At 46.7% G+C, this 15,353-nt stretch carries 14 protein-coding genes and 1 pseudogene; 13 read left to right on the top strand and 2 right to left on the bottom strand.

Translation table 11 applies throughout. The annotated features are described in order from the left end of the window. Nucleotides 1–149: 149 nt before the first annotated feature. Nucleotides 150–1,058, top strand: a pseudogene (locus tag ACOGW3_RS04235) (ISL3 family transposase); the annotation flags it as partial. A 6-nt stretch (nt 1,059–1,064) separates the two neighbouring features. Here ACOGW3_RS04235 and ACOGW3_RS04230 read toward each other — a convergent pair. Further along, nucleotides 1,065–1,313 (bottom strand): iron-containing alcohol dehydrogenase, encoded by a 249-nt coding sequence (locus tag ACOGW3_RS04230; protein WP_419901829.1) that lies wholly within the window; start codon nt 1,311–1,313, stop codon nt 1,065–1,067. A 192-nt stretch (nt 1,314–1,505) separates the two neighbouring features. Next, on the bottom strand, nt 1,506–2,222 hold the full coding sequence (locus ACOGW3_RS04225) for a sulfite exporter TauE/SafE family protein (protein WP_419901828.1): 717 nt from the start codon (nt 2,220–2,222) through the stop codon (nt 1,506–1,508). Nucleotides 2,223–2,431: 209 nt separating this feature from the next. On the opposite strand from ACOGW3_RS04225, the gene ACOGW3_RS04220 reads away from it, so the two are divergent. The 12 genes from ACOGW3_RS04220 (at nt 2,432) to glcE (ending at nt 15,352) form a co-directional block, all read left to right on the top strand. Then, nucleotides 2,432–3,694 (top strand): MFS transporter, encoded by a 1,263-nt coding sequence (locus ACOGW3_RS04220; protein ID WP_419901827.1) that lies wholly within the window; start codon nt 2,432–2,434, stop codon nt 3,692–3,694. Between the two features lie 619 nt (nt 3,695–4,313). Beyond that, nucleotides 4,314–5,690: a pilus assembly protein TadG-related protein gene (locus ACOGW3_RS04215; RefSeq protein WP_419901826.1), complete on the top strand. Its 1,377-nt coding sequence runs from the start codon at nt 4,314–4,316 to the stop codon at nt 5,688–5,690. A gap of 70 nt (nt 5,691–5,760) precedes the next feature. Further along, entirely contained in the window at nt 5,761–6,153 is a 393-nt protein-coding gene (locus tag ACOGW3_RS04210) for a hypothetical protein (protein WP_419901825.1), read from the top strand. A gap of 43 nt (nt 6,154–6,196) precedes the next feature. Next, entirely contained in the window at nt 6,197–6,643 is a 447-nt protein-coding gene (locus ACOGW3_RS04205) for a TadE family protein (RefSeq protein ID WP_419901824.1), read from the top strand. Nucleotides 6,644–6,918: 275 nt separating this feature from the next. Continuing rightward, nucleotides 6,919–8,151, top strand: a complete 1,233-nt coding sequence (locus ACOGW3_RS04200; RefSeq protein WP_419901077.1) for an ISL3 family transposase — start codon at nt 6,919–6,921, stop codon at nt 8,149–8,151. 132 nt (nt 8,152–8,283) lie between these two features. Then, nucleotides 8,284–9,666, top strand: a complete 1,383-nt coding sequence (locus tag ACOGW3_RS04195) for a pilus assembly protein TadG-related protein (protein ID WP_419901823.1) — start codon at nt 8,284–8,286, stop codon at nt 9,664–9,666. Then, a complete protein-coding gene (locus ACOGW3_RS04190; RefSeq protein WP_419901822.1) occupies nt 9,663–10,268 on the top strand; it encodes a TadE/TadG family type IV pilus assembly protein in 606 nt (201 codons plus the stop codon). Before ACOGW3_RS04195 ends, ACOGW3_RS04190 begins: the two co-directional genes overlap by 4 nt. After that, nucleotides 10,268–10,894, top strand: coding sequence for a TadE/TadG family type IV pilus assembly protein (locus tag ACOGW3_RS04185; RefSeq protein WP_419901821.1), 627 nt, complete (start codon nt 10,268–10,270; stop codon nt 10,892–10,894). Before ACOGW3_RS04190 ends, ACOGW3_RS04185 begins: the two co-directional genes overlap by 1 nt. Before the next feature lie 215 nt (nt 10,895–11,109). Next, nucleotides 11,110–12,048 (top strand): class I SAM-dependent methyltransferase, encoded by a 939-nt coding sequence (locus ACOGW3_RS04180; RefSeq protein WP_419901820.1) that lies wholly within the window; start codon nt 11,110–11,112, stop codon nt 12,046–12,048. Between the two features lie 173 nt (nt 12,049–12,221). Further along, complete coding sequence (gene ykgO / locus ACOGW3_RS04175; RefSeq protein ID WP_046503444.1) at nt 12,222–12,347, top strand: type B 50S ribosomal protein L36; 126 nt, start codon at nt 12,222–12,224, stop codon at nt 12,345–12,347. A gap of 180 nt (nt 12,348–12,527) precedes the next feature. Next, nucleotides 12,528–14,015 carry an FAD-linked oxidase C-terminal domain-containing protein gene (locus ACOGW3_RS04170; RefSeq protein WP_419901819.1) on the top strand — a complete coding sequence of 496 codons (1,488 nt, stop codon included), beginning with the start codon at nt 12,528–12,530 and terminating at the stop codon, nt 14,013–14,015. A gap of 92 nt (nt 14,016–14,107) precedes the next feature. After that, nucleotides 14,108–15,352, top strand: a complete 1,245-nt coding sequence (glcE, locus tag ACOGW3_RS04165; protein WP_419901818.1) for a glycolate oxidase subunit GlcE — start codon at nt 14,108–14,110, stop codon at nt 15,350–15,352. The last annotated feature ends 1 nt before the right edge of the window (nt 15,353 follow it).

Below are 15,353 nucleotides of genomic sequence, written 5' to 3'. Positions count from 1 at the left end.
TCCAGTTTAATTTCATTTACACGTTGCCCTTTGAGGCCTAAAATATGCTGCGAGATGTTGATTGTCATATACCTGCTCTATGTAAAGTTATCAGAAACCATACATATCAACAGGTTACTTGGCGGTCGGCATCTTTTTCTACTCAACAAAGCGGAGAAGAGCCGCATATGTCTATTCAAGCGGTTTCCAGACATTTGGATATACGATGGGAAACGGTCAAGAATATCGACAGGGCATACCTTATTGAAACTCTCCCTACGCTTGATCCTGCAGAGCTAACTGGCTTGGAATATATTGGTGTAGATGAAGTTGCCCGGGCGAAAGGTCATGACTACATGACGGTGGTCTACGATATGGTTGGCGGTCATCTGATCTGGGTTGAAGCAGGCCGAACTGCCGAGGTTTTTTCAAGGTTTTTGAAACAACTGCAACCAGATACAGCCTGCAAAATAAAGGCCGTAGCGATGGATATGGGGCCTGCCTACCAAAAGGCTGTCAGAGAGTCCTTGCCGTTGGCCGACATAGTATTTGACCGTTTCCACGTCATGAAAAACTACAGCAAAGCTATCCATAATCAGCGTCGACTTGAGTTCAGAAAGGCCGATCCAAGTGGTAAAGAGTTGATGAAAGGGACGCATTATCTGTTGCTCAAAAATGCGGATAAGTTGAGTGAAAAACAAAGTGACAAGCTGCAAAGGTTGCTGGAGAGCAATAGCAACCTGAATGCACTTTACGTCTTGAAAGAACAGCTTCAGCTGCTGTGGAGTGCCGCTTCATTTGAGGCGATGGCGGAGCAACTGGAACGTTGGTGCCTGATAGCAGATCAGTCACAGATGCTCTATCTAAAAAAGTTCGCGAAATCCCTACGGAAACATTGTGTGGGCATCTGCAACTACGCCAAACACAAGCTCACAAGCGCCAGGATAGAGGCTGGTAATGTCAGTATAGGAATGATCCGTAAGCGAGCCAGAGGCATCAAGGATACCGAATACTTCAAACTCAAAATTAGACAATCATCCATTCCAGATAATCAATCTATGCTCTATTTGAAATCCTAAATCTACTCAACAAAGCGGAGAAGAGCCGATTTTCTCAGGGGGATCCGCACGGACATTGCTATAAAGCGTGACCTCAATCCCAATAGATGAAAGGGCTTCGAGGCTGCGGTCGATAATGCCAGTGGCGAGCATTCCCTGATCCGTCACCAGTAAAATACGGTTGCCGACGTTGTCCTTGACGATGTTCCCGAGTTTTGACAGCAGTCCGGCACCAAATTGAATGCTGGCCGAAGTGTTAAACGTAAACGGGTCCATGTCTTTCTCCGATGTCTGTAATGCTGATAATGTATTTCGTTCTTACAAGCTGAGATGCCGCATATCTCACATCGCTATTAAATGTTGTTGCAAGAGATCCATTAAAAAGAGGGGTATTCGTCTCGTTGTGGAGGCAAAGCCTACAGCGCACGTGGTTGCGATATCAAGTGAAACCTTAAACTGTGTATCGTTTTACGACTTAAATATAAGAGCAGATGCAGAAATAATAAGGATGGCGGAAAGACCTTGTTTGTACTTCTCGTCTGGAATTTGATGGATTAGCTTTTTTCCAAACAGTGCGGAAATAATCGCAATAATAATTAAACCAATTGCTGTAGGTAGATGTTCGGATCTTAAAATTTGATTGTCGGAATAACTCCAAAGCTTTGTGATATTAACGCCGAGGGCTGTAGCTGCCATCGCGCCGATAAAAGCCTGCTTCTCGAATCCCATACGCTCCATGGCGAGAGCTTTAATCGGGTTGCCACTGCTCAATAGGCCGGAAATAAAGCCATAAGCAGCAGAGACTGAGAGAGCTACCAATGTTGTCTGTGGCAGTTTTAGGCGCAGGCCTAGCAGATTAATGATCACACTCACTATAATAAAACCAGCGAGCAATGGTTTTAATGGGGCTGGGTCAATTGTGGCAAGCGTTTCGGCTCCAAGCCATGCAAAGGGGATGCTTCCAATGGCAATAACTCCCGAAAGTCGCCAGTTTATATCATGACGGTAGATATAGGCTTTTGTGAAGGTTGATGCTGTAAACAGAACAGTCGCTAGCGCGATACAATCTTTTAAGGGGAGTAGTAATGATCCGAAGGAGAGAACAATAAAACCACTTCCCAGACCAAAAACGGACGAAACAAGCGATCCGCAAAAAGCGATGGCAATAAATGCCAAGAGTTCCATGCTTATTCTCCTAAACAACTCATTATTCAATAGTCACATTTAATAGCGAACTCAATGAAGAGTTGCTTCATCCCGTAATTTTTTTATCTGTCATTTTGAAAAGCTGTGATAAGGGGGATTAGTGCTCAAATTAACGGAGCGGATAAGGTTTAAATAATACTCAGTACGATTTTAGTCATCGAGATTGAGATGCAGGGAGTTGGTGAAGTATGTGGACAGCAATTAAATCGTCATGGGCGTTGTTTATCGGGATGATTTTTTTGATGGTCAGCAACGGCCTTTTGGCAACTTTGCTTACCTTGCGTGCAGATGATCTGGGTTTTAGTGCGTCCGGGATTGGTTTGATGCAATCGGCCTATCCTGTTGGATCTTTGTTGGGCTGTCTGATAGCTCCGCGCCTAATCGTAGGGGTTGGGCATATCCGCACTTTTGCCGCCTTGGCTTCCGTGGCAAGTGTTGCTGCTCTTGTTCACCTCATAACCTACGATCTATTTAGCTGGGGGGCGATGCGGCTACTCTCGGGGTTCTGTTTTTCTGGTTTGTATATTGTTGCGGAAAGTTGGTTAAACGGTCGTGCCGATAATAATACTCGCGGCAGTCTTCTTTCGATATATTTCGTTATTCAGACCGGTGGGGTGACCATTGGGCAGTTGCTGTTAAACCTATCTAGCCCTGAAGGTATTTTCCTTTTCATTCTTGTATCAATCCTCATTTCACTTTCGTTGGTTCCGATGCTGATTTCAGCAAGCGCGACACCATCTTATGAATTGCCAGAGAGAATTACTTTTAGCGAATTGTTTAAGCTTTCCCCCATGGGCTTAACAGGAAGTTTTGTGAATGGTGTTTCTCAAGGAGCACTCTATGTTGCCCTTGCCCTATACGGTGGCGCCATTGGCTTTTCCAGTGGTGCGATCGGGACGTTGATTGGTTTTCTGACACTTGGTGGCATGCTTGCCCAGTTCCCTCTTGGGAAGCTTTCTGATCGGGTGGATCGGCGGTTTGTGATTGTGGGGGCGCCAGCCTTAACTATTCCTGTGTGTTATTATTTGGCAACTCTGGAAAGCCCTCTTGATAGCAGCGTTTTACTCTTTGGGCTGGTGGGGTTGTTAGGTGCACTTATTTTGCCGCTCTATTCAATTTGTATGGCACACATGAATGATTATCTGAAACCCAGTCAGATGGTTGCAGCGAGTGGCACGCTGGTTTTGATTTTTGCGTTGGGTATGGTTTTTGGTCCTACCCTTGGTTCCGTAGCTGTTGAGCACTTTGGCCCGGAAGGGCTTTTTTACCTACTTTCGATAACATCAGCCCTTACAGTTAGCACGGCTCTCTTCCGTCTTTGGAGCGGTCAACCAAGTGTGAGTAGCTCTATACCGGCAGTGGCTATGACAACAAATTTGACCCCTGAAGCCACGAACCTTTTCCCCGCGACACCCTCTCAAAGTTCTGAAAAAAATAAGGTCGATGGCTAAAGAGGAATAGCTAGAGTTCAAGCAAAGTCTTTCGAAATACTCACCTTGCTTACTTTTTAGAGCTTGAGGGGAAATTTAATCGATATAGCCTATAGTTGTGTTGTGCGATTTTTAGTTATGCAAGTCAGATTTTGGGTTTTGTAGGTTGTTTGTGAGCAGAAATACTGTTGCCATGGCTTATGGTTAATAAGTTTCTAGGTTAAATTTCCTAAGATTATCAAAACTTGCTCTGTAACCTATTTAACGGGTTTCAGTTTATTGTTTTTTTCTGTGTCAAAGGTGGAGGCCTTTTGCAAAGAAATCACAGCAATAATATGTAGTTAAGTAAGGTTGTAGTTTTCGAAATTTTCAGAGGGATGAAAGAAATTAATTTTGGAGCGAAACATAAGTATTAGGCATTTTATCAAGTAAATGGTTAATATCTAGGATCTTAATTTGCAGTAAATGATTGTAAGTAATTTGCTTTGATGTCGTTAATTTGAATTTAAATTGTTCTTAATGGTTGAATTAACTTTATTTGTTAGCTTATTAATTTCATTGCATTGATGCTAATACTTTAATTTTTATTAAGAAAAGTGTATTATCGTTGTTGCAGTTGATCATAGAATGAGGTCACGAAATGCTATCACGATTCTTCAGCAAATTTTGGAAAAGTACCGAAGGATCAGTTTTGGCTTACACGGCAATGTTTGGGGCCATTGCTATAGGCGGGGGAGCCTTAGCTGTAGATATCGGACAAATAATTTTACTTAAATCGGAAATGCAACATAGAGCCGATGCAGGAGCATTGGCTGGCGCTCGACAACTTGATGGTCGGGATGGTGCTCAGGCCAGGGCCCTGGCTGTAGCGACAAACGCCATGCTGGATCGCAGTGGTGTTACAGGGGGGAGTGCGCTTCCTGTATACTCAGTGGATTTTTTATCAGAATTAAATCCTGACGTGGCGGCGACTGATGATATTGATGCAAAATTTTTGCGGGTAACATTAAATACACAGCAAGTGAACTTTCTGTTGGCCCCTGTGCTCGGCGCTTTTACTGGAACAACCCAGGATTCAACTCTTGTGGATGCTTTTGCTACAGCTGGTTCAAACATTCGGATTTGCGAAGCACCGCCACTGATGATTTGTGATTTCGGTGAGACCAACGCATCTGATGCTCTGGCATTACCAGCAAATTATGGCCGCCAGGTTCGGCTTAAAGAGCCAAATAACAGTAGTAGTTCATGGGCACCAGGTAATTTTGGTCTTCTTGCCTTACCTGATGGTTCTGTCGGTGCAAACGATATTGAAGAACAGTTGGCAGCTGTTGACCCGCTGGAATGTTATGATGTGGATGTAGAGACCGCAACGGGTTCAAAAACCCAGAAAGTAAAAGACGGTATCAACTCTCGTTTTGATATGCCCGGTAATCCTTGGCCCTATCCGGCACCCAACGTGATTGCTTATCCTCGCGATGATGACTTGATCGCAGATCCGGATGCCAAATTAGGCAGTGGTGTTTGGGATATCGATACCTATTGGAACGATAAACACTTAGGGGCTGCGACACCGGGTGATTTAACGGATGCCAGTCGTTACCAGACATACCTCTATGAGCAGGGCGCGGTTTATTTAAAGGATGGCAAAAAGACGCTTTATCCCGATCCGGGCGGTACGCCTCCGGGTTCATATGTGCGTGTCACCCCGCCGGGTGTGGATATTCCTGTCGCGGTTGACCCACTTAATGAGGATGATCCCAATTTTGACGGTGTACCCAGTGAAACCATTGCGAGTAACGGAGATCAGCGGCGTGTGATGAAAATTGCGCAGCTACAGTGTATTGCTGATAACGTGCATGGTCATGGATCTTACCCAACGCATGGTAATTTTATCGAGGTCTTTGTAACAGAGCCTGTTTCTGATCCTCCGGAGGCTGCAATTTACGGCGAAGTCATCCGTGCTTTAACTGTAACGAACTCATTGGAGTATTACGCTAATGTTGGCCTTTTGGAGTAGGTTTTATCAATGCGATAAAGGGGTGGCAGCAGTTGAATTCGGGTTAAGCTTGATGTTCTTGCTTACGACGATGACGATAGTCCTTGATGTCGGACTTGCTCTCCGTCAGGCAACGCTTATCGAAAAGGGATTAAGAGCTGGCGCCTTTTATGCTTCTCAAACCGAACAACCCATGTCGGCTGGTGATTTAACCGCCGTCGAAAATCTGGTAAAAACTGGGACGCTTGATGGTACCGGTGATTTACTTGTCCCGGGTTGGGGTACAGGTGGCACTTTTACATTGACGTCGTCTACTTACACGATGGTCGGTGTGGATCCTGCACTCGGGAGTTCAGATCTTCCGGTTGTTAATGTTAATGCAAATGTTCCCTACTCACCAATGTTACCCGGACTGTGGGACTTTTTTGGCGTTTCTGATTTCTCTTTTAATCTTAGTCATGAGCAAGCATATGTCGGTCTTTAAATTATTAAAGAAATTTCGAAAGAGTGAAAGTGGAGTAGCTCTTGTGGAGTTTGCGCTGATTTTACCTGCGTTGGTTGCCTTATCGGCCTTGATCATTGATTTTACGATTTGGATGTTTGATTTTCATAGGTCGAATGAGGCTTCAAGGCGGGTAGCCCGTTTGATGACACTCTCAGTTCCCTTGGTTGATCAAGCTGATCTCGAAGTTGATGGAATTGAGGTTTGCACAGGGGCTGGGTGTGATGCAATGGCTGCACTTTTGGCCGAGGCTCAAACCATCCAGCCAAGATTAACGGCCGATAACATCCAGGTAACCTATGAAATCGCAGATATTGGGGGCGTTGGATCAAGTGAGGGTTACAAGGTACTGATAACAACCGAACTCATTAATATTCAGCATAATCTATTAATGCTACCTGCTGTACCAGGGGTGCCAGATTATGTGACTTATTCAGCAACAGTCACAAATAGCATGACGCGGTGGTATTAGAGTCGGCTAATTTTCTTCAATTAAGTGTAAACGTGATATTTCTCTAGGACTTCTCTTATGCAGTCCAGTACTGCCCTGTATTTATTATCTTTCTCATTCGTATAGTAAATTTAGGTCAAATTAAATCTAAATTATGCTTATATTTTAAAGGGTTAACTTTAATCCTTTGTTAATTATTCAGGCTCTTCTCCGCTTTGTTGAGTAGAAAAAGATGCCGACCGCCAAGTAACCTGTTGATATGTATGGTTTCTGATAACTTTACATAGAGCAGGTATATGACAATCAACATCTCGCAGCATATTTTAGGCCTCAAAGGGCAACGTGTAAATGAAATTAAACTGGATGACGGCGGTGTTAAGATTGTCATTCACTGCAGCCGAGACGCGCGTAGGAGGGCTATAGACCCTGCTACAGGCCAGAAGGGAAGCATCAACCAGCATGTCCGCCGACAAGTAAACGACATCCCCCTTTTTGGGTATCCTTGTGTGGTCGAGATTGAGCTGGCGCAGGTTTATATTAACAAGGGCGAACGCCGCATTGAGGGGTGTGATTTTGTTGATAAAGGGTGCCGTTTCACTCACCGATTTTGCCGACTGATCAGTGGATTATGTCGGCATATGTCTATTCAAGCGGTTTCCAGACATTTGGATATACGATGGGAAACGGTCAAGAATATCGACAGGGCATACCTTATTGAAACTCTCCCTACGCTTGATCCTGCAGAGCTAACTGGCTTGGAATATATTGGTGTAGATGAAGTTGCCCGGGCGAAAGGTCATGACTACATGACGGTGGTCTACGATATGGTTGGCGGTCATCTGATCTGGGTTGAAGCAGGCCGAACTGCCGAGGTTTTTTCAAGGTTTTTGAAACAACTGCAACCAGATACAGCCTGCAAAATAAAGGCCGTAGCGATGGATATGGGGCCTGCCTACCAAAAGGCTGTCAGAGAGTCCTTGCCGTTGGCCGACATAGTATTTGACCGTTTCCACGTCATGAAAAACTACAGCAAAGCTATCCATAATCAGCGTCGACTTGAGTTCAGAAAGGCCGATCCAAGTGGTAAAGAGTTGATGAAAGGGACACATTATCTGTTGCTCAAAAATGCGGATAAGTTGAGTGAAAAACAAAGTGACAAGCTGCAAAGGTTGCTGGAGAGCAATAGCAACCTGAATGCACTTTACGTCTTGAAAGAACAGCTTCAGCTGCTGTGGAGTGCCGCTTCATTTGAGGCGATGGCGGAGCAACTGGAACGTTGGTGCCTGATAGCAGATCAGTCACAGATGCTCTATCTAAAAAAGTTCGCGAAATCCCTACGGAAACATTGTGTGGGCATCTGCAACTACGCCAAACACAAGCTCACAAGCGCCAGGATAGAGGCTGGTAATGTCAGTATAGGAATGATCCGTAAGCGAGCCAGAGGCATCAAGGATACCGAATACTTCAAACTCAAAATTAGACAATCATCCATTCCAGATAATCAATCTATGCTCTATTTGAAATCCTAAATCTACTCAACAAAGCGGAGAAGTGCCATTATTCAGATACATTCTTCACCTTGCCCCGTTGCCAGATAAGCATTCCCCGAATAAAGCCGTGTTCGAAATGTTAGGGGCTCATAGGTGTGAGGTGAGCTTGTCATGAAATCAGTTCTTGGTATTGCCGCAAGAATAACGACCTTGAGTATTAAAGCCAGAGCCTTGCTCCTGGCTTTTTCTGCGTGTGAAAGAGGCTCTATTCTTCTCAATTTCAGTTTAGCTGTTATCCCGGTCGTAGGGATGGTTGGCTTGGGTGTTGATACGGGGCGTGGATATGTCGTTAAGGCGCGATTAAGCCAGGCACTTGATGCCGCGGCTCTTGCTGCGGCCCCTTACGCGGATGATACGACAAAGCTTCAGAGTACATTTGAGAATTATTTTGACGCCAATTTTCCATCTGATTTTATGGGCGCTGATGTAACCCTCGCGACACCCCTTATCGAAAATAATGGTACAACAGTAACGGTATCAGCTTCTGCAACCGTTGATACGACCTTGATGCAAGTTCTAGGGAAAGACACTGTATCTGTTGCTGCGAGTGCAGAAGTTACCAGGCTCGTGACGCCCTTAGATGTTGTCATATCAATTGATACAACTGGATCTATGGGATCTTCCGATGGATCTGGTACCCGCCTGACATCTGCGAAAGCTGCTGCCAACGTTCTCGTGGATAAACTGTTTGGAGCAGAAACCGAAAGTGAAAATTTACAGGTTGGCCTAGTGCCATGGTCTGCAGCTGTCAACGTTGCGTATCGCGGCGTAGATTATGATTCAGACTTAAATCAACAAATTGGCGGTCTCTGGTACACAAATAATTCCCCTGTTCCTTTTACAACAGAGCCTGATGACGATTGGGTTGGTTGTGCCTATGCGCGCTATACGGATAACGGAGATGAGGATGATGCCGATCACCTTTTATATGATGCCGATGTTGGTGGCGTTGACTGGGATTCTTGGGAGCCAATGCCCAAAAGAGTTGTCTATCCAGGGAATGGGTACTCCTATACGGTTCGGTGTCCGGATTGGGGAATTTCTAAGCTTACTGGAACGAAGAGTACAACGACATCAGCCGTCGGTGATCTTGATGATCCAGAAGGGACAACAACGATTGCCCAGGGATTAGTTTGGGCCTGGCGTACACTTATGCCGGGAGTTCCCTACAATGAGGCAAGTACTAAAAGTAACCTTCGTCGTGCTATTGTCATAATGACGGATGGTATGAACACGAGTTCTTTTCGGGATGCCTACAGGGGAAATCTTAACACATCCGAGATGGATGAGCGACTTGAAGCCGTCGCTGCTCAGATAAAGGCGACCGGGGTTGATATCTATGTGGTTGAGTATCATGTTGAAACAAACCTAATGAAATCTGTGGCAAGTGCAACTACCGCCCCCTACTACTTCAAAGCCGATAATGCAGCAGATTTGGAAGAGGCCTTTGATAAGATTGGCACTGAACTTTCAGAGCTTCGCGTTTCAAAATGATGTCAGAGTTTTTTCGTCAATTTAAAGCCAAACAAAGCTCGTTTCTAGAATGCGATCGGGGAGCATTTGCTGTAGAATATGCCTTCGCAATGCCTATTTTCCTCAGCTTCATCCTCGGAACATTCGATCTCGCCGGGATATTTTTCGGTACGATGTTATTGGAAGGGGGGTTACGAGAAGCTGCCCGATACGGAATAACAGGGGATCTTTCACCTGGGGTGTCTAAAGAAGAACGTATACTTGAGACCATTAATAATCACGGCGCTGGGTATGTCACTGTTAAGGCTAGCGAATTGACGACTCTTGTCTATGATGATTTTGATTCGATCGGGGATCCTGAACCTTATGTAGATGCAGACGGTAACAATGCATATGATGTTGGGGAATCATTTACAGATCTGAATTGCAACGGAAATTGGGATTCTGATGCAGGATTTGATGGCGCTGGAAATGGTTCGGAAGTTGTTTTGTATACTGTTGAACATGAGAAGAGCCTCATTACAGGATTTCTCAGTCCAATTATTGGTAGCAGCGGCACCTTTACATTAAAGGCAAGTGTTGCAGTTCGTAACGAGCCTTATGGTGGTGGAGCTTCTTGCTGATGGCTGGTCTTAAGTGCCTAAATTTTTTCTCTATCAAAATTTTCTCCCTAGCGAGACTCTTGCGAAAACTGCGTCAGTGTGAGCGGGGAGTGGCTCTGGTAGAACTCGCTCTTGCTCTTCCTGTTTTCGTTATCTTTTTGACTGGCGTGATTGAGATGACGCGTTATGTCTGGATAAATCACAAAATTTTACGATTAACATCAGAGGTTAGTGATCTCGTTACGCAGTCTTCAAGTATGTCGGTTACCGAAATGAATGTGCTCTTTGAGGCTGCGGAATACATAATTGATCCGTTCGATATGCAAACGAACGGTGTTATTATTGTTTCTTCGGTAAGCGGGACAGGGGAAGATCCGCCACAGGTTAATTGGCGTCAATGTGGGGCGGGTAACCTTATTGTTCCAGGAGTTGTCGGTGCAGAGGGGACGGATGCGAATGTCCCTAATGGTTTGGTTTTGAATCCGTTGGATAACGTAATCGTGGCCGAAGTGTACTATAACTATAAGCCTTTGATGTTTGATAACATTCTTAGTGATGAGCAGTTGTCTCGTATCGCTATTCACAGCCCGCGTATCAAATCTCTTATTTCTATTTTACGCGAAGGTGGCCAGACTGACGGTTGCTAGTCATAAAATTTTCTTGTTATTAATCTTTCCCTAAATGTTCAATGCAATGATTGTATTGGAAAATATGTATAGAAACGTCCAAAAAGAAGGCGTAGATTAGTGTGAATTGAGGGGGACAACGGCTAGACAAGCGGTTGTTTTGGTGAGTTGCCTGTTAACGTTTGTAGTTTATTTATCTATACGTTAGCCTTCCTGGCACAAGGAGTATTGCTTAGATGGCTAAATCAACCAGCACCCAAGTTATGAGGGGAGAGATCTCTCTATTAGATCGCCTGCGTGCTTGGTGGTTCGGATACGAGTTAAGAGTTGTTCCCAAAACTCCACCGATGCCAGTCGTAAAAGAACACGATATAAGAGCTGATAGTCATCAGTGGGAAAATCTTCGAATACAATTATTACAAGATGTCTGGGGTGAGGGAAACTCTACGCCTGGTGACGAAGAGTATATCGAAGAACTAATTAAACCGTTTGGGTTAGATCCTTCTAAAAATGTGCTCGATATCGGTTCTGGTTTGGGCGGGACAGGTCGGGCGATGTCAGACAAATTTGGTGTCTGGGTGACTTGCATGGAACGTGAGCATGAGATGGTTGAGGCAGGCATGGAGCTCTCGACTATGGCCGGTATGGCGAAAAAAGCGCCTGTTCTCGCTTTTGATCCTGAAAAGTTTGAATTCAAACCTAAGTCTTATGACTGTATTTTCTCAAAAGAATCTCTTTATACCATTCTTAATAAAGAACAGTTCTTTAAGGACACCTGTCGTGCCTTAAAAGACGGGGGACAATTTCTTTTTACAGATTTTGTTGCCGCGGACGAACCCGATGAGAAGATCTTATCAGCCTTCAAGGAAGGCGAAGGCGGTCCAGTGCAAATTTGGACCAAGACGGAATACGAAAAGGGTTTTACTGCGGGCAACGTCCAAAGTCGAATCTTCGAAGATATGACAGATCGTTATCTTGAGATGGTGAAAAGCGGGTGGTCTGATTACCTGAGCTCAATTAAGGAAAAAGGCTCTGACAAGTCTATGGAAGAAGTCTTGGTTTCCGAGTTAGAGCTTTGGGCGCGTCGGACGCATGCCATGGAATCCGGAGCTGTACGCCTCTATCGATTCCTCGCAATTCGCCAATCCCAGACCCAGATGATGTCTGATTGGTAAGAGAATCCAAAAAAGAGACTCTTTTCTCTTTTAATTCCGAAAAAAGGTGCGTATAGAAGCGCTCAGTTTTCACACTGTTTGATCAGGCGGTTGACATCTAAGAGGCCCTTACATATTGTCCGGGCTTCTCGACAGCCCGGTCAGCGGGCACATTTTTTGCCAAAGGTAGGACCATGAAAGTTGTAAACTCTCTGAAGACTGCCAAGCTGCGCGATAAGAACTGCCGTGTTGTTCGTCGTCGCGGCCGGGTTTACGTCATCAACAAGAAGAACCCTCGCTTTAAAGCGCGTCAGGGCTAATCTTGTACAATCTGGCTTTTAGCCGGAATGTGATTTAGAAAAAAACCGCCTCTCGTAAGAGAGAGCGGTTTTTTCTTTTTTGTCTCAAATAATATGAAACATTCTCACCGAAAGTTTTCTTGTCCTCTTGGGCAACATCGGCAACTCTAGGCGCATAATAAAAAAGTCCGGAGAAACCTGATGAGAATGCCCGATCCCGACCCGTCAATATTGGCGCGGCGTAATGAAATCGCCCATAGCATAAGACAAATTGTGCCCGGGGAAGGGGTGATCGTCAGTTCCCAAGAGTTAAAGGTCTACGAATCTGATGGCCTGACAGCCTATCGGCAACCGCCCCTACTGGCCGTATTGCCTAAGAATACAAAACAGGTAAGCGAAATTCTGAAATATTGCCACGCTGAGGGCATCAAAGTTGTCCCGCGTGGATCAGGGACCTCTCTATCCGGTGGGGCTTTGCCTTTAGCCGATGCAATTCTGCTTTGCATGGGTAAGTTTAATCAAATTCTCGACGTGGATTATGATAACCGGTGTTCAGTAGTACAGCCCGGCGTCACTAATCTCGGTATCACCAAGGCTGTTGAAGGTGACGGTTTTTATTACGCGCCAGATCCCTCCAGTCAGATAGCTTGTTCCATTGGAGGCAATGTCGCTGAAAATGCCGGCGGGGTTCATTGCCTGAAATACGGCCTAACCACAAACAATCTTCTTGGCATCGAAATGGTCCTCATCGATGGAACCATTCTCAGGTTCGGCGGCAAGCACTTTGATGGCGCTGGATATGATCTTCTCGGCCTTATGACGGGATCGGAAGGGTTACTGGGGGTTGTCACTGAAGTCACGGTGCGCATTTTGCCAAAACCTGAAACCGCACGGGCTCTATTGCTTGGATTTCCAACGTCTGAAGAAGGCGGTGATTGTGTTGCTGCGATTATTTCTGACGGGATTGTCCCCGGTGGTATGGAGATGATGGACAAGCCTGCGATACAGGCGGCTGAGGCTTTTGTAAACGCGGGCTACCCCTTGGATGTGGAGGCTTTGCTCATTGTAGAGCTGGACGGGCCGCAGGCTGAGGTGGATTATCTCATCGAGCGGGTGTCGGATATCGCGAGTAAGTCCGGGGCTGTCACCAGTCGCATCAGTCAAAACGAAGAAGAGCGCCAGTTGTTCTGGGCGGGGCGCAAAGCGGCCTTCCCGGCGGTTGGGCGTTTGACGCCGGATTACTACTGCATGGATGGGACGATCCCGCGCAACAAGCTGCCGCTGGTTCTCAAGCGTATGCGGGAGATGAGCGAGCATTACGGGCTTGGGGTTGCCAACGTTTTTCACGCTGGCGATGGCAACCTGCATCCGTTGATTATGTACGATGCCAACAACCCGGGCGAGTTGGAGAAGGCCGAGGACTTTGGCTCGGATATCCTGAAGCTTTGCGTCGAGGTTGGTGGCGTGCTCACCGGAGAGCACGGGGTTGGGGTTGAGAAGCGCGATCTGATGCCGGAGATGTTTACCGATGTAGACCTTAAACAACAGCTGCGGGTGAAGTGTGCCTTTGATGCCAAGGCGCTGCTCAATCCGGGCAAGGTGTTTCCGGAGCTACACCGCTGTGCTGAGTTGGGTCGCATGCATATCCATAAGGGCAAACTTCCCTTCCCGGATATCCCACGCTTCTAATACGCTGCAGTAAGCAGGTCTACCGCCAAGTCTACTTAAAGGGCCAGCAGGTCCTCAAAAACAATAATAAAGTCGCCCCGTGAGAGAATACCATGAGCCATATAAAACCAGATAACGCCGCCCAGCTTGAAGAAGCGGTTCAATGGGCGCTTGCGCAAGAAGAGACGCTGGAGGTCTTGGGCGCGGGCAGTAAAAAATCACTGGGGCGCAAGATCACCTGTGATCATCAACTTGATCTCTCGGGGCTCACCGGGATAACCCTGTACGAGCCTGAAGAGCTTGTGCTCTCTGCCCGCGCCGGAACGCCGCTCAGTGAAATTGAAGCCGCCTTGGCCGAGCACAATCAGTATATGGCGTTTGAGCCGCTGGACTATGGCCCTCTGTTCTCAGGCCAGCCCAACTCTGACAATACCAACTCCGGCACCATCGGTGGCGCCATTGCCTGTAACCTGTCGGGGCCGCGGAGGATAAAGTCTGGCGCGGCTAGGGATCACTTCCTGGGTTTTTCTGCGGTGTCGGGACGGGGCGAGACTTTCAAGTCCGGCGGACGGGTGGTCAAGAACGTCACTGGCTATGATCTCATGAAATTGATGGCGGGATCGTTCGGCACTCTTGGCGTAATGAGTGATATCACGATCAAGGTCCTGCCTGCCCCCAACGAAGAGAAAACCTATCTGCTCCACGGTTTAGACGACGACCGGGCGATGGAGGCGATGAAGCAGGCCTTGAATTCTTCCTGTGAGATTTCCTCTGCTGCCCACATTCCGCAAGCCCTTGCCGCCACATTAGAGCTCCTGCCGTCCGATCAGGCAACTACAGCCCTACGCCTCGAGGGCCACGGCCCTTCCGTGAGTTATCGCGTAGCAAAGCTCGAAGCCTTATTGAAAGACTTCGGTAACGGACAGCTTATCGATCTTTCAGACAGCCGTGCACTCTGGCGAGAGCTGCGGGATGGCGCTCCTCTGGCGGGCAATTCAGATCATTCGGTTTGGCGCATTTCAGTGCCACCCAAATCTGGCAGCGCTTATATCGACAGCCTGAACCTCGGCTCAGACACCCGGTATTTTTACGACTGGGGCGGCGGGTTGATTTGGCTCTCCTTTCCAGGGGGCGATAATGCAACGCTGCTCCGTAATGCCCTAGAAGGTATCACAGGACACGCCACGCTGCTTACTTCACCAGAAGGCGCATCTGATCAAGACGTCCCCAATCATCCGCTTGGCACCGGGGAACACATGCTGATGCGCCGGGTGAAAGAGAACTTTGACCCCAAGGCCATTCTTAATCCCGGTCGCCTTTACGGCGATTTGCCTGGCCGTATGTTCGGCGATATTTAGG

This window comes from Kiloniella sp., from assembly GCF_965205715.1.
GTDB lineage: Bacteria > Pseudomonadota > Alphaproteobacteria > Kiloniellales > Kiloniellaceae > Kiloniella.
Note: the sequence above shows the minus strand (reverse complement) of the source record. Positions and strands in the feature narration are given on the sequence as shown.